Origin of the sequence: Moritella marina ATCC 15381, from assembly GCF_008931805.1 — a bacterium.
Lineage (GTDB): Bacteria > Pseudomonadota > Gammaproteobacteria > Enterobacterales > Moritellaceae > Moritella > Moritella marina.
Genome location: NZ_CP044399.1, coordinates 1,725,830 through 1,750,843 on the forward strand (window position 1 = coordinate 1,725,830; position 25,014 = coordinate 1,750,843).

General features: G+C 40.5%; 21 protein-coding genes. 5 read left to right on the top strand and 16 right to left on the bottom strand.

The window, feature by feature from the left end; translation table 11 throughout:
• Positions 1-8: 8 nt before the first annotated feature.
• From FR932_RS07740 to bioB, 8 genes are all read right to left on the bottom strand, one after another.
• Positions 9-2,375: an efflux RND transporter permease subunit gene (locus FR932_RS07740; RefSeq protein ID WP_019440026.1), complete on the bottom strand. Its 2,367-nt coding sequence runs from the start codon at positions 2,373-2,375 to the stop codon at positions 9-11.
• Position 2,376: 1 nt separating this feature from the next.
• The gene (locus FR932_RS07745) at positions 2,377-3,600 is read right to left on the bottom strand and encodes a YCF48-related protein (protein ID WP_019440025.1); all 1,224 of its coding nucleotides are present in this window, start codon (positions 3,598-3,600) and stop codon (positions 2,377-2,379) included.
• A gap of 101 nt (positions 3,601-3,701) precedes the next feature.
• Positions 3,702-4,739, bottom strand: a complete 1,038-nt coding sequence (locus FR932_RS07750; RefSeq protein ID WP_019440024.1) for an AraC family transcriptional regulator — start codon at positions 4,737-4,739, stop codon at positions 3,702-3,704.
• Between the two features lie 234 nt (positions 4,740-4,973).
• On the bottom strand, positions 4,974-6,350 hold the full coding sequence (locus tag FR932_RS07755; RefSeq protein WP_019440023.1) for a hypothetical protein: 1,377 nt from the start codon (positions 6,348-6,350) through the stop codon (positions 4,974-4,976).
• 121 nt (positions 6,351-6,471) lie between these two features.
• Positions 6,472-7,191, bottom strand: a complete 720-nt coding sequence (gene bioD, locus FR932_RS07760; protein WP_019440022.1) for a dethiobiotin synthase — start codon at positions 7,189-7,191, stop codon at positions 6,472-6,474.
• A gap of 60 nt (positions 7,192-7,251) precedes the next feature.
• Positions 7,252-8,121 carry a malonyl-ACP O-methyltransferase BioC gene (bioC, locus tag FR932_RS07765; RefSeq protein ID WP_019440021.1) on the bottom strand — a complete coding sequence of 290 codons (870 nt, stop codon included), beginning with the start codon at positions 8,119-8,121 and terminating at the stop codon, positions 7,252-7,254.
• Positions 8,118-9,263 carry an aminotransferase class I/II-fold pyridoxal phosphate-dependent enzyme gene (locus FR932_RS07770; RefSeq protein WP_019440020.1) on the bottom strand — a complete coding sequence of 382 codons (1,146 nt, stop codon included), beginning with the start codon at positions 9,261-9,263 and terminating at the stop codon, positions 8,118-8,120. The genes bioC and FR932_RS07770 overlap by 4 nt, the downstream gene beginning before the upstream one ends.
• Positions 9,263-10,330 carry a biotin synthase BioB gene (bioB, locus tag FR932_RS07775; protein WP_019440019.1) on the bottom strand — a complete coding sequence of 356 codons (1,068 nt, stop codon included), beginning with the start codon at positions 10,328-10,330 and terminating at the stop codon, positions 9,263-9,265. Before bioB ends, FR932_RS07770 begins: the two co-directional genes overlap by 1 nt.
• A 91-nt stretch (positions 10,331-10,421) precedes the next feature.
• Here bioB and bioA point away from each other — a divergent pair, with 91 nt between their 5' ends.
• The 3 genes from bioA to asnS all read left to right on the top strand — a co-directional run bounded on the left by bioA (position 10,422) and on the right by asnS (position 13,886).
• Positions 10,422-11,720 (top strand): adenosylmethionine--8-amino-7-oxononanoate transaminase, encoded by a 1,299-nt coding sequence (bioA, locus tag FR932_RS07780; RefSeq protein WP_019440018.1) that lies wholly within the window; start codon positions 10,422-10,424, stop codon positions 11,718-11,720.
• A 218-nt stretch (positions 11,721-11,938) separates the two neighbouring features.
• Complete coding sequence (locus FR932_RS07785) at positions 11,939-12,316, top strand: hypothetical protein (protein ID WP_019440017.1); 378 nt, start codon at positions 11,939-11,941, stop codon at positions 12,314-12,316.
• Positions 12,317-12,485: 169 nt separating this feature from the next.
• Complete coding sequence (gene asnS / locus FR932_RS07790) at positions 12,486-13,886, top strand: asparagine--tRNA ligase (protein WP_019440016.1); 1,401 nt, start codon at positions 12,486-12,488, stop codon at positions 13,884-13,886.
• A gap of 118 nt (positions 13,887-14,004) precedes the next feature.
• Here asnS and FR932_RS21440 read toward each other — a convergent pair whose 3' ends face one another.
• Entirely contained in the window at positions 14,005-14,154 is a 150-nt protein-coding gene (locus FR932_RS21440; protein ID WP_019440015.1) for a hypothetical protein, read from the bottom strand.
• A gap of 299 nt (positions 14,155-14,453) precedes the next feature.
• Between FR932_RS21440 and FR932_RS07795 the strand changes: the two genes are divergently transcribed.
• Complete coding sequence (locus FR932_RS07795; protein ID WP_019440014.1) at positions 14,454-15,878, top strand: fasciclin domain-containing protein; 1,425 nt, start codon at positions 14,454-14,456, stop codon at positions 15,876-15,878.
• 123 nt (positions 15,879-16,001) lie between these two features.
• On the opposite strand, the gene FR932_RS21445 is transcribed toward FR932_RS07795, so the two are convergent.
• The 7 genes from FR932_RS21445 to FR932_RS07825 form a co-directional block, all read right to left on the bottom strand.
• Positions 16,002-16,151, bottom strand: coding sequence for a hypothetical protein (locus tag FR932_RS21445; protein WP_167513864.1), 150 nt, complete (start codon positions 16,149-16,151; stop codon positions 16,002-16,004).
• 230 nt (positions 16,152-16,381) lie between these two features.
• Positions 16,382-17,287 carry an alpha/beta hydrolase gene (locus FR932_RS07800; protein WP_019440012.1) on the bottom strand — a complete coding sequence of 302 codons (906 nt, stop codon included), beginning with the start codon at positions 17,285-17,287 and terminating at the stop codon, positions 16,382-16,384.
• 204 nt (positions 17,288-17,491) lie between these two features.
• A complete protein-coding gene (locus tag FR932_RS07805; RefSeq protein ID WP_019440011.1) occupies positions 17,492-18,886 on the bottom strand; it encodes a wax ester/triacylglycerol synthase domain-containing protein in 1,395 nt (464 codons plus the stop codon).
• A 21-nt stretch (positions 18,887-18,907) separates the two neighbouring features.
• Positions 18,908-19,204 (bottom strand): polyhydroxyalkanoic acid system family protein, encoded by a 297-nt coding sequence (locus FR932_RS07810; RefSeq protein WP_019440010.1) that lies wholly within the window; start codon positions 19,202-19,204, stop codon positions 18,908-18,910.
• Positions 19,205-19,352: 148 nt separating this feature from the next.
• Positions 19,353-19,889 (bottom strand): lecithin retinol acyltransferase family protein, encoded by a 537-nt coding sequence (locus tag FR932_RS07815; protein ID WP_019440009.1) that lies wholly within the window; start codon positions 19,887-19,889, stop codon positions 19,353-19,355.
• Between the two features lie 61 nt (positions 19,890-19,950).
• The gene (locus tag FR932_RS07820; RefSeq protein WP_019440008.1) at positions 19,951-20,505 is read right to left on the bottom strand and encodes an NAD(P)H nitroreductase; all 555 of its coding nucleotides are present in this window, start codon (positions 20,503-20,505) and stop codon (positions 19,951-19,953) included.
• Between the two features lie 138 nt (positions 20,506-20,643).
• Positions 20,644-22,671, bottom strand: a complete 2,028-nt coding sequence (locus FR932_RS07825; RefSeq protein WP_019440007.1) for an NADPH-dependent 2,4-dienoyl-CoA reductase — start codon at positions 22,669-22,671, stop codon at positions 20,644-20,646.
• 397 nt (positions 22,672-23,068) lie between these two features.
• On the opposite strand from FR932_RS07825, the gene sppA reads away from it, so the two are divergent.
• Complete coding sequence (sppA, locus tag FR932_RS07830; protein WP_019440006.1) at positions 23,069-24,931, top strand: signal peptide peptidase SppA; 1,863 nt, start codon at positions 23,069-23,071, stop codon at positions 24,929-24,931.
• The last annotated feature ends 83 nt before the right edge of the window (positions 24,932-25,014 follow it).

Below are 25,014 nucleotides of genomic sequence, written 5' to 3' on the forward strand. Positions count from 1 at the left end.
ACTTAATGTTATGCAGCGTTGCTATTAACGTCCTCCATCTTAGTGTGATCAGCCTGTGTAACAATTGCCCTATTACCACCAACATTCAATAACCAAGCAAGCGCCGGTAAGAAACACAAAGCCCCGAGCATATTCCAAATAAACATAAAGGTAAGCATTAACCCCATATCCGCTTGAAATTTAATCGGTGAAAGCACCCAAGTACATACGCCAATCGCTAACGTAACACCCGTAAATGCAACCGCTTTACCAGTACTTGATAATGCGTATTTATAAGCGTCTTGTAAATTATCACCTATTTTTAAACGCGCAGATAACTGGCTATAAATATAAATACCGTAATCAACACCAATCCCGACACCGAGTGCGATCACTGGTAAAGTAGCCACTTTCACACCAATACCCAATGTCGCCATTAACGCTTGCCCTAAAATAGAGGTCAATGCTAGCGGTAAAATAATGCATATCAGTGTTTTAACAGAACGGAATGTCAGGAAGCATAATATAGCAACAACACCATACACCCACATAAGCATTTGATATTGGGCTTTTTCAATCACACTATTGGTAGCCGCTTCAATACCGGCATTACCAGCGGCAAGGGCAAAATTCACACCCTCCGTTTTATTTACTGCAGTGAAAGCGGTGATATCTGCGATCACGGTTTCCAACGTATTAGCCTTATGATCATCAAGATAAATAATCAGCGGTAACATGCTGCATGTATTATTCATAAACGCAGCAGGCGCACGACCAACAGCAGCGTTAAGCACCAGCTGATTGGGACTCAAACCTTGCCATTTCGGGTTACCCTCATTCATACCAACGATGGCTTTCTTCGCAATTGTCGCCACAGATAATGTTGATTGTACGCCTGGAATGCCCTCAACATGGGCTTGTAATTGATTCACCGCATTTAAGGTATGATAACTACTACACTGCTCAGCAGGCGTTTCAACCATCAACACCATAATGTCAGTACTGGCTTGGTAGTTATTCACCACATATGCATTATCAAGGTTATAACGACTATCAGCACGCAGCTCTGGCGCGCCAGCATCAAGATCACCAATTTTGAGTGATTGACCTTGGTATAAACCGACAGCAAGACAAAACACACCGAAAAACAGCGCTGACTTAGCCCATTTAGCATCAGCAAAACGACTAAACATTGTAACAATTAAGGGCGTTTTCGATTGCTCAGCCAATAAGTATTTAATGCCTGCGGGTGAAACACCAGTCCAAGACATCAAAATAGGTAATAAGATAAGATTAGTTAATAAAATAACCGCGACACCAACACTTGCTGCAGTGGCAAGATCTTGAATCACTTCAATTTCAATCACATTTAAAGTAATAAAACCAAGTCCATCACTTAACAGTGCAATCAAACCTGGAATCGCTAACGCTCTAAACCCAAGGCGAGCGGCTTGCTCCGCTTTATTACCAGCAGCCATATGCTGACCGATAGCACTAATAAGCTGTACACCATGGCTCACCGCAATCGCAAACACTAAAAACGGCACTAACATAGAGTAAGGATCCAGTCCCTGCCCCAATAAATTAAGTAAACCAAGTTGCCAGATAACCGCTACTAATGCACAAGTAACAGTCACAAAGGTACTTCTTAAGCAGCGGCTATACAGATACAACAAAGCAAAAGTAATGGCAATAGCCGTTAAGAAAAAGATCACAACTTCCGCCGCACCGGCAATAAGATCACCAACGACTTTAGCAAAACCAGTAATGTGAACCTTTACCCCATTCACTTCATACTTACTGCGGATCTCTTCTAATGTATTTGATAATTGATTGTAATCGAGTGGTTTACCTGTATCTGGGTTAATACTCATTAACGGCAGTAAGAATACTGCTGATTTTAAATTATCACCGACTAAGTAGCCGACTTGACCCGATAGCATCACATTGCGACGTAATCGGTCCAGCGTAGGTTGGCTGCCATCGTAATCACTCGGGATCACAGTGCCACCGACAAATCCATCTTCGGTTACTTCAGCCCAAGTTACGTTTGCAGTCCAAATTGATTTCATCCCCGAGCGATCAACACCAGAAATAAAAAATAACTCATCATTTAGCGTACGCATCTGCTCTTGAAATTCAGCATTAAAGATATCGCCATTTTCGTTTTCAATAACAACACGTACACTATTGCCTAAGCTCGCTAGCTCTTGTTTGTAATTTAAATAATTCTGCACATATTCATGTTGCACTGGGATCATCTTTTCAAATGATGCACTTGGTCTAACTAAACTCGCGTTATACGCCAAAAAAGCAGTCAGTAACAAGATCACTGCAAACACGATATATTTAAAACCAAATAACTGCTTCTCGATCCAAATTGTAAGCTTTTCCATATTACTTCAGACCTCCCTGTACGAGTTCATTTTTACGACTAGTTTGCCAACCGCGTAACCCTGTCGTCAGCACGTTATCATCAAAAACTTTAACTGCGGTGATATCGATACGTTGATTTGATGCTGAAATGTTAGTGAAGGTTTCACCGTTATAAACAAGCTTCAGTCCACCAGCACCGACTAATAGCAGCTCTGTACTATTGAGCCAATCAGCAGAAAAAATATGATTAGTCACACCTGTATCCAGATACTGCCAAGTCTCGCCTTGGTCTTTTGAAGCGAACATATTGCCACGTAACCCGTAGCTATAGAGTATCGGTCCATTTACGTCGATACCAAACAGAGAGCCCATATAATCGATATCTAAAGCACGCCAGCTCTTGTGCTGTTTAGAATTAGAAGTCACCATAGCCAAACCAGCTTCTCCGACGACATAGATATTATTATCGGCGTCAGTCGTTATCGCATTGAGATGGAATCCTTCAGGGTTAGGAACTTGATAACCGATATACTGCCAGCTATTGCCTGCATCTTTAGTTTCAAGCATTGCGCCATAGGCACCAACGACAAGACCATAATCGGGTGTCGTGAATCGAACATCAAAGAATGAAATCTCAATGCCCGCATTCGCCGTTAAGTCTTCGAGTTTATAAATCGCATCATCGAGTTGCATCTCTAACTCATCAAGCGCATCTTCATCAATACTGTCACCATCAATAAAGCCATCCGCTTCAGCACGTTCAAATTGAGCCGTTAAGAGCGTAATTTGTTGCTCCAAACTGGTTTTTAACAAACCCGTTAACTGTAAACCGTCAAACACTTTAATCCAGTTATGTCCGCCGTCAGTAGTTTTTAAAATGACCCCTTGATGACCGACAGCCCAAGCCACTTTATCATCAATAAAGTCGACCGCAGTGATGGTCGTTTGCACCGGAACATGAGCCTGAACCCAAGCGGAATCGGTACTCGAACGCACAAGAATACGGCCGTATTCACCGACCATAATTTGACGTTTTTGAAAATATTCAATATCTAAAAAAACACTTTCTTCGACCAGGCTATTCATTTCAGCAGCAAGCTGCAGAACATTGTTATTAACATAACTGCTTGTACTACTTAAATCATCAGTTATCACTTTTTCTTCGCTAGCACTTTGCACTTGTAATGTGACAGGTAAACTTAATGCACATAACAGCGCGAGCGATTTTTTATCCATTCGTGGCATTTTTATCACCTTAATCCCTTAAGTTTACGAAAGTCTTCTCAATAAGACCCATATTTTATTCAATGGCACTCCATCACCACATGATGCGATCATATCAACCGCTATAAATTCACAGCTATTTTAGAATGTTCATGTTCTCCTCGGTAAGCCCCCGGTGTAATCCCTTTCCAACGTTTAAAAGCCCGAGAGAAATTAGCCACATTAGAAAAGCCTAACAAATAGCTTATTTCCCCTAACGATAGACGGTTTTGATCTAAATGCTGAACAGCAGTTGTTTGACGTATGTTTTCGACTAAATCTTTATAGCTGGTACCTGAATCATTCAGTTTTCGCTGTAAACTACGTTGACTAAAGTTCAGTTTTCCAGCCACAAAATCAATATTAGGTACACCCGTTGCCATGACAGAAACAACTTCAGAACGCACTTGGCTAACAACATCATTACAATCAAGTCCGGCAAGATAATCATCCGCCGCTTTATCACTCAGAGAAACAAGGTCTGGGGCAAAATTGGGGAGGCGTTTCGATAATAATTTACGGTCCATCACTAACATCGATTGGCCTGAATTAAATTCAATAGGGCAACCAGAGTGAGCTTCAAACTTATCTACACATCGTGCAGGTACAGTGGTATATATTTTGACTGGTGAGAAACCTGGATTTGAAAGGTCACGGCATATTTTTATAATCGACAGCAACATAGTAAGTTCTAGTTGTGTACCAATGCGATCAATATTGTCAGCTGAATCATTCAAGTTCAGCGCTAAATAACAGAACTGTTCGTCTTCCGTTAAATTAATACGACACGCACTACTCAGTACACGATCATAATGAACTAAACGGCTAAATGCGTCTTGTAATGATGAAGATGCCTGCAGTGCATAGCCTAATGCATGAAAGGTGGTCGCGACGATACATTGGCTCACTTTAATAGGTAACAGCGGATCATCAGTCAATAATGCAGATTGCTCAAAGAGTTTATTGCACAGCTTAACCGGAACTCGGCTGCCTACGCTTGTAACTTCTTCCATGCAAACATCTGATTTAGATAGTAATTCGAAAGGTTCAATTCCCTTCCATAATAGCGCTTTGTATAAAGCAACTAACCAGCCCCCAATAACATCTCCTTGTCCATCCATTATCAGCACTCCTTTGCTTATATTCATGTAGCTTCATTAATAATGGCTTATAGATGACGAACCGATCAAAATCAACTAAAGCATCCAGAACAAATATTTCACATGAGCAACATAATCGCAACAAGTTTAATGCAAAAGTAGGAGCTAAAGTGAGTAATAGTTCAAACGTTTGATTAAATTATTATAAAGATATTAGAATGTTTTCAAATTTAATAGCTATATATAGGTTTTAAATTAAAGGATCTCACTGAATTCGTCTGCGGCTTCAATATCGAGAATACCAGAACGATTGACTGTTATCTTATGTCGTTGATAAACCACTTTAGCACTATCATCTTTCAAGCCAACAACGACGTTAACTTGATAGCGACGCTCAATTGCTTCTTTACTTATCTTACCGTCATTCTCAGTGAAAACTGCCCCAGTCCCACGTTCTAAATAACGAATAAGTGGCCTAACACTAAAAAATATCTGCTCTTGAATGCGATCATAGCCTGGTTGGAAACCTTTATTACTGACTTTGGTATCTAACCTGTAGTGTAATAAAATAGATTCTTGTTTATTCTGTGGTCGACGTCGGTATAAAACATCACGCACGACTTTGGGCAATTTACTCTGCTTAATAAAATCCAACCATATGCGTTGCTTGGAAATTATTTGCTTATTTGATGTATCGATTAAGTGTCTTGACCACTTTGGGCGTCCCTTACGGATCCAGCGCCACAACGTATTATTAAACTCGTCTTTAAAGATCTCCCTGAAACCATAAATAACCGATAGCACTGCAATCAACGCATAAGTAAGACCCTTTAATTCACCTTGTGCAAAGAAAATCATACTTAGCACTATCACCATCACCAGAGATGTCGCCGTCCCTTTGACTATTTTTTTCTGATGTGTACCGAGTGCTTGAGTCTCTTCTTTAAAGATCACACCATGCTCGATTAGGCGACGTAGCAAGCGCATCTTATTGGCAATGCGGTTTGGATCTAACAAGGTATTCGGCGAGTTATAACCATTTTCTAAACGATACTTGGCTTCGCCTCGGCAAAAACCGATGATCTCAGCACGCTCATCTAGAAATTCATTACTCTTTTTGCGCTTAGACAATGCCTTGTAGCAACATTGCTCACTAAACCAGGAAAGATAATTATCCACATTATTAAAATATGCTTTTAATTTTTCATCTGTTGGGGCATTACGACGAAACTTCTTAATGATCGATTTAGCGACATCATTAAGTTCAATTAATGCAGAGAAAAATAGTGTTTGATCAATTTGTTCTTGAATATTACGGATATCTTTTTCGAACGCTTTAGCAAATTGATAAGCAAAGAGGTTTAGATTAACGCGGTATTCGTCTGGAGAACGTTTCATTCGACTGGCAAAACGGCTTTGCACTAATGGCAGGTGTAGTCCCTCAGAATAATACGCGCGCTTGCCTTGAATACCACGGTAAAAGTAATCATCTTCAGACAATGTACGAGGATTAATACCCATCTCGTTAGGTAATAAGAAGTATACATCTACACGACGATAATCACCCTGTGGAATAAGGTGGTTAAGTTTAAATGATAATTTGTCTTCTTGTTTTAAAACTATCTTAGCCACGCCCTGTTTGCCCTCTCGTTATTACACTTACTCCAACCGCTTGGCCATTAATACCTACTAGTGATTATAATTGTAAGCACTTCAGTACCAAGAAGTATTTTATGGTTAAGTATATTATCCTTTACAGCGACAAATAAGAAGTTAAATCCAAATAGTTAGCTGAATTATTATTTTTATCTTCAATTGATGAAAAATAAGGCATTTCTCCCATTAATGGGACTGCTAATGCCCCCCTTAAAGTTGCAATCATGTCATCATAATTAGCAATATCAGTGGTGGGACGATTGGCGACCCAACCGATTAGATTAGCCCCTGAATGGGTAATGGCTTGCGCTGATAATATCGCGTGATTCAAACAACCTAACTTAACCCCTACGACAAGAATAACATCTAAGTTATTTTCAGCCACCCATGATGAAAATAAGTTACTGTTATCAGAGTTATTTTTATTCATACTAATCGGTAAGTGCCAACCACCAGCACCCTCTATCACAGCAAAATCAATATCATCCGGCAGTTTAGCTAATGATTCATCCACTAACGCCAAATCAATAGACTCACCTTGATTATGCGCGGCGATATGCGGGGCTATTGCTGCTTGATAAGCAATTGGGTTTACCACTTGATAATCTAATAACTGCGATGCATGTTGTTGTAATAATACTGCATCTTCATTGCGCAAACCCTCAGGTGTTATTTCACACCCCGCTGAGATGGGTTTCAACCCCACGGTTTTTAGACCTAATTTGTTGGCGTAATCAAGTACCGCACAGCTAACCACGGTTTTTCCTACGTCAGTATCTGTACCGGTAATAAATACTTTTTTACAATTTGTTGTCATCGTTAACCTTAGTATGTCTTCTCTTAAATATGATCTTACTTGTCGTCCTAAATATGCTTGCTAACACTTACGTAATAAACAGTAAGCGAGCTTGTAGCTAAGCGGTAATAAGCCTTGGTTATCGCGTAAGGTTTCATAGTTTGCTTTAAATGCCCTTAACTCACCTTGTGTTGTCGGTTTAGCATCTTTATCATGCACATGATTAGCACCAATCCCTTTTAGACTTTGCATTACTTCTTTTACGCTGGAGTAATACATGGTTTGAATTTCAACCTGAAATGTTTCCACACTTAAACCGGATTTTAATAGCGCGGCTTTAATTTCACCTTCAGACAAAAACCGATTAACATGTCGATGTTCGTTAACGCTAGACCAAGATTGCGTCAACTCATCCAGACTACCTGAAACCAAGGTGCTAAATAGCATCAAACCACCTTGCTTTAAACAACGTGAAGCTTCAATCAAGGGTGTCGCTAAGTCATCACACCATTGCAATGCCAAATTTGATACACACAAATCGACACTACCAGACTGTAAAGGCAGCGCCTCTGCGTCTGCATTTAGCCAATAAAGAGGTGGTGTGAGCTTGTCCTGTAGTGGATGCAGTTCGTGTTGATTAGTTTGCCGTGGTTCTTGTCGTTCTTGCTGTCGATACACTTGTTGCTTGGCGTGTGCCAGCATACCGAAGGAAAGATCTACAGCGAACAATTGATTACTACAGTTTCCCAACGTCGGTAATAACGCGCCACTACCACACCCTAGATCAATCGTGGTGTTATAGCGTATCGCGACGCCTTTATTAGAGGGGGAAGGCGTACCAGGAAGGTATTGCAAAAGTCGATCGCTAGACAAGCGTTGTAATATCGCATGTTGATCATAACTCGCAGCGGCTTTACCAAAACAGCGTGCGACAGCATTCTTATCAATCATAGGGTATCTCTTTTAGTACTATCTAACGCACCTTTCAAATGGGTCAGTAATAAATCAATGTCAGCAACACTATGATTAGCTGATAATGTAATGCGTAATCGCGAAGTGCCAACAGGTACCGTCGGCGGTCTAATCGCTTTCACAAGCAGTCCGTGATTAGCAAGTAACTGACTTATATACACCGCTTTACAGGCATCGCCAATAAGTAACGGTTGAATAGCTGTATCAGAAGGCATCAGGGGAATATTACGTAAAAAACATTGCTGTTTGAAATAACTAATAAGCTGGTTTAAATGCGTTACTCGCCATGTCTCAGCCATCATGATCGTTAACGCTTTATCTATACACAACGCCATTGCACTGGGCATGGCCGTCGAATAAATATAAGGTTTCGAAAAATTAACTAAATAATCAATAACCTCTTTTGATGCAGCAACAAACGCTCCTGACACACCAACCGCCTTGCCAAACGTCGCCATATACAAATCGACATCTCGAGCTAATGAACCATGTTGATTAAGGCTGTTTTGACCCTGCGGTAATACCCCAAAGCCGTGCGCATCATCAACTAATAGCCAACTGTCATGGGCTTTACACTGCTGACTAACGCCCTGTAAGTCAGCCATATCACCATCCATACTAAATACACCTTCAGTAACAACCAGGGAATTAGTATGTGTAGCGCGGTATTGCTCGAGTAACTGGGCAAGGTGAACACAGTCATTATGCTTAAAACGTTTCATCGTCGCAGGAGAATACATCCCCGCTTCTATAAGTGAGGCATGGTTAAGCTTATCCTGTATCAGCAGATCATTTTTATTCAACAGCGCTTTAATCAAAGCTTGATTAGCGCTGTAACCTGAATTAAATAATAAACTCGATTCATAGCCAGTGATGTCAGCTAACTTATCTTCAAGGGCTGCGTGCGCATGACTATAACCAGACACCAAAGCAGAACCACCACTCCCCACCCCATATTCATTGGCACCACGTTGCCAAGCCGCGATAACCTCTGGGTGTGTGGACAGTCCGAGGTAGTCATTGGCGCAAAAATTAATCGCACCATGACTGATTGCCCGCGTACGCAACAACGCATCAGAGGCTTGGGTACGTAATGCTTGCGTAATGAATTCAAAGGCCATTAAAGTACAGCACTCTTCTCACTCACAGCGCTTGCGTCATAAAAAAGCGACGGCGATGCTTGTTCAGCAATTTCATCAAGCAGCTGCGCAGACTGTGCTTCATCACTCGCTTCACGAATACGTGCAGGTTGTAGACCTAACTTTCTAAATAAACGTTTATCACTGTCTTCGTCTGGATTATCAGTGGTCAGTAACTTACAACCATAAAAAATCGAATTAGCGCCAGCCATGAAACACAGTGCTTGCGTTTGTTCACTCATCGCTTCACGTCCAGCCGATAAACGAACATAAGATTTCGGCATGATGATCCGTGCAACAGCGATGGTACGAACAAATTCGAATGCATCTAAATCAGGCGCATCTTCAAGTGGTGTACCCGCGACTTTAACCAGCATATTAATTGGTACGCTTTCTGGATGATGTGGTAAATTAGCCAGTGACTTAAGCAGACCAAAGCGGTCTTGTTGCTCCTCACCCATACCAACGATACCACCAGAGCAGACTTTCATGCCTGCTTCACGCACGTGATCTAAAGTATCTAAACGATCTTGATAAGTACGTGTAGTGATAATTTGTTCGTAATATTCTTCAGACGTATCTAAGTTATGGTTGTAATAATCCAAACCCGCTTCAGACAATGATTTCGCTTGATCGGGTGCTAACATACCTAGCGTCATGCACGTTTCAAGGCCCATCGCTTTAACACCTTTCACCATATCAATTAAGTACGGCATATCGCGTTTATGTGGGTTTTTCCATGCAGCCCCCATACAAAAACGACTCGCGCCATTGTCTTTTGCTTCAGCAGCACGTGTCAGTACGGTTTCAACTTGCATCAAACGTTCTTTTTCAATCCCAGTGGTATAACGTGCGCTCTGCGGGCAATACTTACAATCTTCCGGACAAGCGCCGGTTTTAATTGATAGCAGTGTACTGATTTGCACACTGTTCGGATCAAAATGTTGACGGTGTGCCGTTTGAGCTTGAAACATCAAATCATTAAACGGTTGGTTAAAAAGTGCTTCAATCTCATCAATTTGCCAATCATGGCGAACACGGTTAGTCATCTAAAATCCTTTATTTGAATTTGTGCGTAAACTCGATTAGTCTATCCAGCATAGCCGCAAGGTCAACCTAATGCTAAAACCAAGGTTTACAATGACTCAAAAAACAAACGATAACTTAATGAAGTTCGACCAGCAACACATCTGGCACCCATATACGTCAATGACAAAGCCTCTACCTTGTTATCACGTCGAAAGCGCCAATGGTGTTTATTTAACATTAAATGACGGCACCCAGATCATCGATGGCATGTCTTCTTGGTGGGCATCTATTCATGGCTACAACGTACCCGCGTTAAATCAAGCGATGCAAGTGCAAGCAAGTAAAATGTCGCATGTTATGTTTGGTGGTATCACCCATACACCAGCAATAAATCTATGCCAAAAATTGGTGGGTATCACCCCGGCAGGTTTAGAGTGTGTGTTCTTGTCAGATTCAGGGTCAGTGAGTGTCGAAGTCGCCATGAAAATGGCCATTCAATATTGGCACCATCAACAACCGACGAAGAAGAAATTCATCACCATACGTAATGGTTATCACGGTGATACTTTTGGCGCTATGTCGGTTTGTGATCCTGATAATGGCATGCACGAATTATTTACTGGATTTCTAGCGCCACAATTTTTTATTAACGCACCGAGTGTGAAATTTGATGAACCATGGCAGAACAGTGCAATACAAGATTTAGCCGACACCTTGGCTGAAAACCATCAACACATTGCCGCGTTTATTTTAGAGCCCATCGTACAAGGCGCTGGTGGCATGAAGTTCTATCACCCGGAATTTCTGCGTCAGGCGAAATTCCTTTGTGAACGTTATGACGTCCTGCTGATTGCTGATGAAATTGCGACAGGCTTTGGCCGTACCGGCAAATTATTTGCTTGTGAACATGCGGAGATCACACCTGATATTATGTGTTTGGGTAAAGGCATTACCGGGGGTTATATGACCCTAGCTGCCACGCTGACGACTCGACACGTAGCCGAAACGATCAGCAATGGTCCCAGCGGTGTATTGATGCACGGCCCAACATTCATGGGGAATCCCCTTGCCTGCGCTGTCGCCAACGCCAGTATTGATTTGTTAATGACCAGTGACTGGGAGCAACAAGTTGCGGGCATTGAAAAGCAAATGCAACAGGCATTATTACCATTAACTGAACATGATAACGTGACCGATGCACGTGTACTTGGCAGCATAGGCGTGATTGAAACTGCGCGATCTATCGATCTAGCAAAAGCACAGGTCGTGTTTGTTGAATTAGGCGTGTGGATCAGGCCATTTGGTAAACTCTTGTATATTATGCCTCCGTATATTATTTCACAGGCCGAGCTCGAAACATTATGCGGTGTGATCAAACAAGTACTTGATGCTGATATTTGGGTTAAATAACGTCATAACAAAAATCAATTGGCCTTAGCTATCATCCATTTGGTTTAACTATCATCAATTGCATTTAATGCTTGTTTGACTTGCAATATCAGAAAAATAGGCTTTGCTAAACTAATGGCGCTTGTCTGAAATACGACAGACGGAAGCCATCAGTGCCAAGATAACGTTCTAAATTTTAGGCCGTTATCTTAGTTTAATTTTAGTGTGCGAGGTCATTTATGTTTAATTCTGTCTTGATCGTCTGTTTAAGTTTAATGAGTTTTTCAGCTATCGCCTATATTATTTATATTAAGATAATTGAACCACTTGCAAGTATTACTGGCTACATTCATGAAGCCAAATTTGAGCATGACATTATTAATAAACTCGAACACGCGACAGACTCACATGGTTTGTCAGAGCGCTACAATTTAATGCTCGATAACAACATTAGCGAATCGAGCTATTTTGAAAATCTCGAACAAAGTTTAAAGCAACGTACGGCCCAGCGCGCGAATAGCCAGTACCCCGATATCCAATCCATGAAACTAAACAGCAGCATATTAAATCAAGAAAATTTACTGCAACAAAAGAAAAAACAAATTAATTATCATTAGGATCCTTAACAATTTGCCAATTTCAGTGTTAATTTACTAAATAATAAGCAAACAAAATGATTTTTCATTGTTTTTACTTGTATACTGAAACTGCAAAGGTAATATAACCTTACTTAAATAAACATTTTTCGCTCAGCAAGAGCTTTTTATGCTGGAGAGCAATAATCCTATGACGCATTCGTCAGTTAAAGATATTTTTGCCGGTAAATTCCCGGTAGGTAGCACAGTTACAACAAAAGGCTGGATCCGCACACGTCGTGATTCTAAAGCGGGTATTTCTTTCTTAGCTATTTACGATGGTTCATGTTTCGATCCTATCCAAGCAGTTGTAAGTAAAGATTTACCGAACTACGAAGCAGACGTATTAAATCTTACTGCAAGTTGTTCAGTTGAAGTTACTGGTGTCGTTGTTGAATCACCAGGTAAAGGTCAATCATTCGAAATCCAAGCAACAGAAGTGATTGTGCTTGGTTTAGTAGAAGACCCTGATACTTACCCTATGTCAGCTAAACGTCACAGCATCGAATACCTTCGTGAACACGCTCACCTACGTGGCCGTACTAACGTTATGGGTGCGGTTATGCGTGTTCGTAACTGTTTATCACAAGCAATTCACCGTTTTTACCATGAAAATGGTTATAACTGGTTAAGCACACCGCTTATCACTGGTAGTGATTGTGAAGGTGCCGGTGAAATGTTCCGTGTAAGTACACTGGATATGAATAACCTACCTTTAACTGATAAAGGTGACGTTGATTACAAAGAAGATTTCTTTGGTAAAGAGACTTTCCTAACGGTATCAGGTCAACTTAACGCTGAAACTTATGCGTGTGCGATTGGTAAAGTTTATACTTTCGGTCCAACATTCCGTGCTGAAAACTCAAACACGACACGTCACCTTGCAGAATTCTGGATGGTTGAACCTGAGATTGCGTTTGCAGACCTTGATGATGCAGCAAAACTAGCTGAAGATATGCTTAAATATTGCTTTAAAGCAGTATTAGAAGAGCGTATGGATGACATGCAGTTCTTTGCACAACGTATCAACAAAGAAGCGATTACGCGCTTAGAAAGCTTTGTAGAATCTGATTTTGCGCAAATTGATTACACTGACGCAATTAAGATCTTAGAAGAATGTGGTAAAGAATTCGAATTCCCAGTTTCTTGGGGTATCGATATGTCTTCAGAGCACGAACGTTACCTTGCTGAAGAACACTTCAAAGCACCTGTTGTTGTTAAAAACTACCCGAAAGATATTAAATCATTCTACATGCGCATGAATGAAGACGGTAAAACAGTTGCGGCAATGGACGTACTTGCACCGGGCATCGGCGAAATCATCGGTGGTAGCCAACGTGAAGAACGTTTAGATATGCTTGATAAGCGTATGGAAGAAATGGGCTTAAACAAAGAAGATTACTGGTGGTACCGCGACCTACGTCGTTTTGGCACAGTGCCACATTCTGGTTTCGGTTTAGGCTTCGAGCGTTTAGTGTCTTATGTAACTGGTATGCAAAATATCCGTGACGTAATTCCTTTCCCACGTGCACCACGCACTGCAGAATTCTAATTTAAGCATTTATTGCTGATTCACAGAAAGTAGCTTAAAACAAAAAGGCTGGTGAGATAATTATTTATCTTACCAGCCTTTTTTTGTCTGCATACTTGCTGACAATTAAACTCGTCTACTAACCTTCGACATCAATCAAGTTCATGACCATCAATTTACGAATTACACTAACGTACATAACATTGATTTTAGCGACTTTAGTCACGTCAGTTAAAGAGTGACCCGCTTTTAATAATTCAATTGTTTGTAATACTTGTTCTTTGTTCATGATTGCCTCAGTAGTGCGTTTGATTTGGTTTATGCGGCCATAATAATGTATTTTATAAAACAGCATATATCATTATTGGGATTTTTTCTGAATATGATATATTTTAAGAAATTAATTTAAAATAAGTATTAATAACCATAAATAAAATATATTTAAAATATAAAACCAAAAAACTGATCTAAATTGATTTGGCCGCCGTATTAAGTTTTGGTACTGACATTACTACTTTTTTAGCTTCAAGCTACTTACCGCTAAACGAGTCATATAAACAAAACTAAATAATATGGAAGGTAACAATCATGTCTACTAGAAATTCAAATTATTTATCTTGGACAAAAGCATCTACCCTAGTACTATTTACGAGTTCAACCTTATTCCTCACTGCATGTAATGACGATAATGATAACGACATTAGCGCGCTTAGCTGTAGTGGTAACATAGCTGAAATTACCGACTGTAATAACAATTTTGATACACTCTACGCAGCTGTCGATGCAGCTGGACTGGGTGCAACATTAAGCGGCGGTGAGTTTACGGTATTCGCGCCAACAGATGCAGCATTCAATGAATTGTTTTTAGCGCTTGGTGTAACGCCAGCTGAATTTTTAGCGAGAGATGATTTAGCTGATATTCTCACCTATCACGTGTTACAAGGCTCTGTAGATGCAACAGCAGCAATAGCATTAGCTGGAATGATGGATAATACCGCTCGCACCGTTGAAACGGCAACGGTTGCGTTAACGCTTAATGGACAGGACTTATTCGTTAACCGCGCGAAGGTGACAAGCCCTGATGTCATGGCTGATAACGGTATCATTCACGCAATAGATAAAGTCTTAATTCCACCATCTTATTTTAATATTGTGGAAACAGCACAAGCAGATGGCAGGTTTAACACATTAGTAGCAGCTGTGATTGAGGCCGGTCTGGCTGATACCCTAGCAATGACCCCAGATTTAACTGTTTTTGCACCAACAGATGATGCTTTCACTAAGCTGATTGCAACTAATCCTTCATTTAACAGTGCAGCAGACATATTAGCGTTAACTAATTTAAGCGATATTCTCACGTACCACGTACTCAATTCAAAAGTTGATGCTGCGGCCGCAATTGGCTTATCAGGAAGAACCACAACGCCACTTTACATTGCACAAGACCTCGCTATTTCATATAACGAACCTGCTCTTTACATCAATTTATCTAAAGTGATTGTTGCAGATGTAAATGCGGAAAACGGTATCATCCATGTTATTGATAGTGTTTTACTGCCACCATCTGCGAATGAATTATCTAATACCGATGTGACAATTGGCGCTTTGGTGACAAATTTGGCTAATGCCGTTGACGGCGCTGAATTTACAACATTACTCGCAGCGCTACAGCAAGAAGGTTTAGATACTGCATTAGTTGGTTCAGGACCATTCACAGTATTTGCACCAACCGATGCTGCATTTGCAGAAGTTGGTAGCGTTGAGGATATTTTAGCCCTAGAAGATCTAGCTAGTATCTTAAGTCAACACGTAATCAATGGTGCCGTTATCGATTCTGTCTCCGCTTTTGCTGCAAACGGCACAGCAGTTGCGACTTTACGTCCTAATACAGAGTTGAATATTAATATTGTAATGGGCGCTTTAATGGTAGGTAACGCAAGCGTTGTGGTCACAGATGTAGAAACATCAAATGGGGTAATACATGTAGTTAATACTGTGATAACCACTCCCTAGCGCTCAATGGCAAGGATGTACTTATTCACTGGAAGATGGTACTGGAAGATCATACTTAAACAATATTTGTCCCGCATTGCGGGACAATTCGACTGTTTGTCAGCTAAACAGTTAGACAGCGTGTTAACCAGCTACATCAATCAAATTCATAACCATCAACTTACGAATAACACTTACATACATCACGTTGATGTTAGCAATCTTAGTCACATCAGTTAAAGAGTGACCTGATTTTAATAGTTCAATTGTTTGTAATACTTGTTCTTTGTTCATAATAGCCTCGGTAGTGCGTTTGATTTGATTTATGCGGCCATAATAAAGACTTTTATAATACAACATATATCATATCCAGAATATTTTTCGAATATGATATATTTTAGCTATATTTATATAGATAAATTAAAAATCCATAAAGAAAACAAGTAAAAACGATAAGTACTAAGTAAAAACAATAAAAATACCAGTGTAAACAAGCCGACTTAGTCTTTTAACCAAAGCGCTATTTAGTTTTTCTGCTGTTGTATAAAGCTAACAATCTGCTTCAGTGCGGCTTTGCTTTCTGGAAGTTGCTCAAATAAAGGGAATACATGAGGCATCTCACGCCAAACTTGTAAATGTGCCGCCACACCCTGCGCCTGCATAAACTCGGCAAGTCGCGTTGAATCATCACGCATTAGCTCAGTGCTACCAGCGTGTAACATAAACGGTGGGAAACCAGTAAAGTCACCAAACAAAGGGGAAATTTCTTCATTGTGTAAATCATCATTGCGCCCCTCTAAATACAGGTTCCGACAATGTAGCATCACTTCTAAACTAAACAGTGCATCGCTATAACGATTCTCAACCGCCGATAAACCACTCTGAGTCATATCAGCATTAGGTGATAACAACACGCAGCATTTCGGCATAGGCAAACCATCGCGTTTGGCGCGATGCAATAACGCTAACACTAAGTTACCACCCGCAGAATCACCCGCCAATATGATATCTCCAGGTGCAGTACCTGAATCAAGTAATGATTTATAAATGATATAACAACAATCGAGTGCTGCAGGAAAAGGATTTTCAGGAGCAAGCGGATAATCAGGCACGATAGCATGTAAATCTAACGGTTCAACTAAGCGGGCAATGAAATTATTGTGCATAGCTGGCGTTTTAAAGACAAACGCACCACCATGTAAATACAGTAATTTGGTTTTACTATATGAATATTTTAGCTTTATTTCATCGCACAAGATACTCTCTCGCATAGATTGAGTACGCTCTATTTTAGAGCTAGTGCCAAATGAGAATTTATCTAATGCACGCATCTGAAAGCGTAGTTTATTAGCATCTTTGGTATTTTCAATAGAACGCTTTACGGTTTGTTTTAAAAATAAGTTTAGTGCTTTGGCTTGCCAACTAATCAAAATAACCTCTGGATTTTTATGCTTATAACAGAAATACTAGCAATACAACTCAGTCGCTTAGGCTAAGACATAACACTAATCCTACTTACACATTTCAAGCCAATTTGAATCAACAACTGTGTAACCTGTCAAAGGTAGCATGAAATCGAATAAAAGATATAACGAAGGAATACAAAGATGGTAACCTAGTTACCGTCTTTGTCGTTAACGCGAAGAGATCAACAGAGAATGTTGCTTGGCATTATCAAGGATCTCATCCGATAGAATACCGCAAGCAGCCTCAACATGACGTGATAATATATCTAAATCAGGTAGTTCGTTCTTGCACCCTACCAGACCAAAAAATACTTCCTCATGATAACTATACAGTGTAATATTAAGCGCTGTGCCAGCAGACAATACCGAAACAGGATAAACTTCCGTCAGCTTAGCACCTGCAAGATAGGCAATATCTTGTTGTCCTCGTACATTAGACACGATCACTGAGCCCAGTGGCGGTAAGAACTTAGAGACACCTAACCATTCCGAGATTGACGCGCTTGCTTGGATCAATAATGAAAAATTTACCACTGACTCCGCCGATAAACTAAACAAATCGTGTTTAACACTGGTTGTTCGTTTAAAAATGGTTTCTAAATGGTCTAGTGCATCAGCATCAATATTACCGAGCTCAACCCCTGTTAGTGCGTTTCTTCGGCCATCGCCAATTCGAACTGGTACCTGAGCAACAAGTGGCTTACGTAATAAAATCCCCTTTTCTTTCAGGTAACGATTCAGACCAATATCAACACAGCATAAGATCACATCATTTAACGTAACGCCGGTTATCTTACTAATCGAACGCATTTTTTCAAACGGTAAACGTCCAAAAGATACAATACGTGAACGTGTTGCCGGTACCGAGAAAGGTGTTCTAGGTGCGCAAAATGGTAATGCAGGGCCTTCATCACGGAGATTGAGGAATTTTAACCCCATACGTGTGCTTAATCGAATAAGGCCAGGTATAGACTTAAGCTGTTTTAAACCACTCATGTACGTCGATAATGCACTTTCAATCACCCCTGCAGATTCTTTATAACCTGGACGGAATGATGGGATCTGCCAAAACGGACGGTAATCATTAACCGATTGATCACTTTGTAAATAGCCAGACAACCAGCTGTTCGCCATTTTCCCATCAGCCATCGCGTAATGAATCTTGGTAAAAATAGCAAAACGACCTTCAGATAAACCTTCAATTAAATACACTTCCCACAATGGGCGTGTTCTATCAATCAAATGTGAATGCAAGCGTTCAACTAAATCACGTAATTGCTCATCGCTCCCCTCACCAGGGAGCATTGACATGCGAATGTGATAGTTAAAGTCGAATTGGCTATCGTGAGCCCAATAGTATAAACCACCTAGACTTTTCTTTAATTTAAAGTTAAAAGGGGTCGCAACAGCGGGATCCATGATTAACTTTTGAAAAAGATCGCGGGCAAAATTGCCTTCGTAATCTTTTGGCGGTTCAAAAATTTGTAGCCCTGAAAAATGTTTCGGACTTGCGGTACTCTCACTCAATAAAAATGAGGTTTCTACCAGTGATAGATGTTCCATAATATCAAACCCTTACCGTGCTTATCTATATGAACACGCTGCAGTTGGCAACAGTTCATCCAGTGTTTCTTCAATGCTTTGCTTTAACACAAAGCTGACTGGAAACAGCAGGATACCTAATTTTAATTTGATTTTGATACTTTCAGCATCGGCATGTAAATACCCTCTGGTATGTGCATGTTGAATGTGAAGTTTATCGCCTTGCCATTCTAATTTAAGGTCATATTCTTGTGCTATATCAACCATTACTTTATCTGCGATACGAATAATTTGATGATGCGGTAAACTATGATCACGAATGATTTCAATACTACCCATAATGTACTCCACTCGCTGATAACAACGTTAACGAGTTGTTAATCTAATGGCCAATATTATAGATAAAATAACTAGAAAGCGCTTACTAAATCAAGCAGCATGGCGAGTAGCCAGAATTGCAGTTAAATTCGGTTTACGAAGGGGTTAATTAAGGTTCTGTCGTTTCAGTCGTATCTTGATTACTGTTAGTTAATAGTACTAACCAAAATCCAGCTGACGTGAAAATAGCATGTCGCCACCAAGACAGAGTCGCTGTATTTAAATGTGATAACTGTGACGCAATACTCCACAGCAATGCAGTTCTAAAGCGTCCTCTGGTATAATTATTCACTATTAACGTCGCAATTAAAATTAATGCTCGACGTAATTGCGGGCTTGTTACTTTGACGCCACATACTTCATGCACAAAATGCTCACAATTATTATTCAACAAATGATAACGTTTTTTATCTGAAATCAATTGCTCTGCATTGGCAATTATATCATCTGCAGGTAAGCTGCCGGGTAAAAAGCCATGATCGATAATAATTTTATCATCTGAAAAATCACTCAAACTCACCAAGCCACGTCCTGAGCGAGAACGAGAATTCTCGAAAACATGACCACCGCCATCCGAGATACCAACATGATGGTAAAGTGGAAATTGTACGCTAAGTAAATGTCCTTTTGGATATTGTGTAGTCATCTTAATTCCTCTGTGCTTATTGCGGTTACTTATTACAATAATTAATGCTCATCCGTTTGCATTAACTATCCATTCTAGTAACAAAGTTATCCGTGTTTAATTGACGTATTTTTTTACACGATACATCTGGTGTACCTAAATACAAAAAGCCAACGATTTCATCTTTTTCTTCAAGCTCAAGCTTTTGCTTTATGTGATCATTGTAAGCAAACCAACCCGTTCGCCAAATACCATTAAAACCTTGTGCTTGAGCCGCCATTTGCATTGCCATCACCACACAGCCCGCTGACATTAATTGTTCTGATTCAGGGATTTTTGGATGTGTTTCTATTCTTGCAATAACAGTGATTATTTGTGGTGCTCGAAACGGCGCATTTGTTGCCTTTAATACATCTTTTTCTGCTTTACCAAGATTAAATGCAGCATCTCTAAAATAGTGCGACAAGGTATTTAAGCCTTCACCTTCACTGATGATAAAACGCCAAGGGGTCAATCCACCGTGATCGGGGGCTCGCAATCCTGCATTAATAATATTATCGAGCACTTGACCACTGGGCGCTGGTGCAGAGAGTTGATTACAAGAATGGCGGTTTACTAATAGATCAATTGCGTCCATTATTTACTACTTTGAACAATGAGTGATAACTAAAGTATTCAATGTTGGCCATGAAATATCAAGTGCTAAATAACATAAGATCAAAAAAGCCCATACAGGATATGGGCTTAATACTCATTTACGTTGTTTAATGCCAGGCTAGATTGACGCTGCTAGCTCAGCACCTTGGCGGATAGCACGTTTTGCATCCAGCTCTCCCGCTTCAAATGCACCACCAATAAGATGCGTCGGTACTTTTTCAGATTGTAACTGCTCAAACAACTCTCTGAACGGTTCTTGACCCGCACATAAAATAATATTGTCAACCTCAAGCACTTTTTTAACACCGTCAACAGTAATATGCAGACCTTGATCATCAATCAGGTCATAAGATGCCCCTTTGATCATCTCCACATTTTTCTTTTGCAATGTCGCTCTGTGTACCCAACCACTGGTTTTCCCTAAACCTGCGCCAACCTTAGTCTCTTTGCGTTGTAGCAAGAATACTTCACGCGCAGGCGCTGTATTTTTAGCCGCCGTTAAGCCACCGACAGTGGTATCGTCTTGCGTTACGCCCCACTCGCTCAACCACTGTTGGGTATTGGTTGACGGAGATTCACCTTCTTCTATTAAGTATTCAGAAATATCAAAACCAATACCACCTGCGCCAATCACAGCGACACGTTTACCTACAGGTTTATGATCACGCAACACTTCAATATAGCTCAATACTTTTTCGTGTTTTACACCTGGGATTGGTGGCGTTCTTGGCGTGATTCCCGTTGCAACAACAACATCATCGTACCCTTGGCCTTGTAAGGTCTTCACGGTGACAAGTTCATTCAAGTGTAAGTTAATACCTAACACTTCAATCTGCTTTGCATAATAACGCAGCGTTTCGTAAAACTCTTCCTTGCCTGGAACTTGCTTAGCATAATTAAATTGACCGCCAATTTCTGAACGACTATCAAAGATATCAATTTTGTGACCACGCTCCGCCGCATAACAAGCAAATGATAAGCCCGCAGGTCCCGCACCAACAACAGCAATACGTTTTGATTTTGTGGCAGCTTCAAACTTCAATTCAGTTTCAAAACACGCTTGTGGATTAACTAAACAAGAAGCACGCTTCGCCTTGAATACGTGGTCTAGACAGGCTTGGTTACAAGCAATACACGTATTGATTTCGTCTGCTTTACCCGCTGCTGCTTTCGTCACAAAATAAGGGTCTGCCAGCATTGGACGCGCCATCGAGACCATATCAGCTTGGCCAGACGATAAAATCGTTTCTGCAACTTCAGGGGTATTAATGCGATTAGTTGTCACTAAAGGTACATTCACATGTTCTTTCATTTTTTCTGTGACCCAGCTAAACGCGGCGCGTGGTACGCTCGTCACAATGGTAGGAACGCGGGCTTCATGCCAACCAATACCGGTATTGATAATGGTCACGCCAGCCTTTTCTAATGCCTGCGCTAATTCAACAGCTTCTTCAAACGTACTACCGTCTTCCACCAAATCAAGCATTGATAAACGGAAAATAATAATAAAATCTTGACCAACACGTTGACGAATTGATTTTACAATTTCAATAGGAAAACGCATGCGATTCTGATAACTACCGCCCCATTCATCTGTACGTTTATTACTACGGCGACAAATAAATTGGTTAATCAAATAACCTTCAGAACCCATCACTTCGACACCATCATAACCCGCAAACTTAGCCAGTTCAGCTGTCTTAGCAAAGTCAGAGATAGTGCAGCGAATCGAACGTTTTGACATAGCACGCGGTGTAAATGGATTAATCGGCGCCTTGCTCTTACTCGCACTGACGCTAAATGGATGGTAAGCATAACGCCCAGCATGCAATATTTGTAGCGCAATTTTACTGCCATTGTCATGTACAGCTTGTGTAACAACTTGATGTTTCTTGGCCTGCCATTTATAAGACAGTTGCATACCATGTGGCATCAAACGACCACGTAGATTTGGTGAAATACCACCAGTAACAATTAAACCAACACCGCCTTTCGCACGTTCGGCATAAAATGCGGCTAGTTTTTCAAATCCATTTTTTTCTTCTTCTAAGCCTGTATGCATTGAGCCCATTAAAACGCGGTTTTTCAATGTTGTAAAACCTAGATCTAACGGGGCTAACATATTCGGATAATTGCTTGCAGACATAACGCCACTCCCAGTGGTAAGACAATTGCTACTTAATTGCTGTTTACTTGCTATCTATTTGATGCACAGCTGTTATTTATTTGATGTACAGTTGTTGTCAACTTTTAATTTAGAGTAATTAATTTAATCGTTCATTTCAAACGCTATTTTAACTAATACAGCGTACAAGTGTAGCTATAAATTAATGATTTCGTTGAATTTCAATCATTAACAATACATTTAGTCATATTTAAACTAAGCTAAACTAATCATTATTTTTTATTAATGAGAACTTGATCTACTACGCACTGTCATAGACCTTCATTCTAAGTTCTTTAATCTGAACTGTATTTATGGCTTAATACATAAAACAACATCTATAACTGTCTAATCCCATAGGATTTACTAGGAATATACAATGAGAAAATTATTCTCAATACTCGGATACATCCTGTCTAAAATTGGCAGCTCGATTACCTTTACGCGTAATTTGATCTTAAATCTGTTTTTCGTCGCTTTTATTGCGATTATTTTTATTGCACTACAACAGCAAGAAGATAAACCGGTTGTATACGCAGATAACGCAGCCTTGGTACTCAACCTCAATGGCGTCTTAGTTGATCAACCAAAATTAGTGGACCCCTTTGAACAAGTGATCGGTGAGTTAGTTGAATCTAAAAGTGTCGTCAATGAAATTGCGATTTCAGATGTTGTTACTGTGATAAATAACGCTAAAACAGACAATTCAATATCAGCGTTAGTCTTAGATCTCGCGTTGTTGAAACCAGCTAACTTAACCAAGTTAACGGACATTTCTGACGCGCTAACATCATTCAAAAAAAGTGGTAAACCGATTTATGCATATGGCGATCACTTTAGCCAAGAGCAATACTTTCTAGCCTCTTTCGCAGATGAGATCTTACTGAACCCAGCAGGTGGCGTATTACTCCAAGGCTATGGCAGTTATAGCCTGTACTTCAAAGACGCGATCGATAAATTAAACCTCTCTTCACATGTATTCCGCGTCGGCACTTATAAATCATTTGTCGAACCATTCACCCGTAGCGGTATGTCAGCAGAGAGCAAAGAAGCCAAGTTAAATTGGCTAAATCAACTTTGGGGAACCTATACCAGCATTGTCGCTAACAATCGTGGTATTAACGCCGATGATGTAGCACCAAAAGCTGACCTCTTTATTGCAAGACTGCAGTCGGTAAATGGCGATATTGCCCAATATGCTTTACAACAAAAATTGGTAGACCAGCTATTAACACGTGAGGAAATATCACGCTATCTGACTAAAAAGCTCAATGGTGAATCCGAACAGTTTGAGCAAATTGAATTCCTCGATTATCTCGCGATGCAACCGACTCAGTTTCAAGAACAAGGTTTTGCAAGCGAACCCGGCGTGGGGATTATATTCGCTAATGGCCAGATCCTTGATGGTAACCAACCTGCGGGCGCAATTGGCGGTAAATCACTCAGCAAGCTGTTATTACAAGCTAAAGATGATGATAAAATCAAAGCGTTAGTATTACGTATCGACAGCCCTGGTGGTAGCGCATTTGCGTCAGAGCAAGTTCGTACCGCGATATTAGAAGTGAAACAAGCCGGTAAACCCGTGATTGTTTCTATGGGTAGCGTTGCCGCATCGGGTGGCTATTGGATTGCCTCAGCCGCTGATGAAATTTGGGCTAAACCAACCACTATCACCGGTTCAATTGGTATTTTTGGTATGTTTGCAACCACTGAAAAATTACTGGCTAAAATGGGTATTTACAGTGACGGTGTTGGGACAACGGATTACACCGGCCTGTCGGTAAATCGTGAATTACCTGCGCACATGGCACAGATTATTCAGATGACCGTTGAAAATGGCTACAGTAACTTCCTTAATGTCGTTGCTGAAGGGCGCGATATGACAACGGAACAAGTTGATAAGATTGCACAGGGTCGAGTTTGGACAGGTCGCGATGCACTTCGACTTGGTTTAGTTGATAATCTTGGCAGTCTCAATGAAGCGATTGAATCTGCCGCGGTAAAAGCGGACGTATCAAGCGACTCATTAATATTGATTCAAACACCGCGCAGCGAGCGCGATAAACTACTCTCGATGTTTACGCAATCCGTTGCGAAGCAGGTATTAACCGAACTTAATATCAATCCAAACGGTAACGTGGCGACTTGGTTAGCAGCGGTAAGTAATCAAGCAGCGCAATTAACTAACTATTCCGATCCACAAGGCCTGTATGTCGAATGTTTGGTTTGTGACATTAAATAGTGATCGATTAATAAATCTCGTTATAAAGTAAATACGTAATAGTCGTTATAACTCGATCTATCAATGTGCGGTAAATTTGCCGA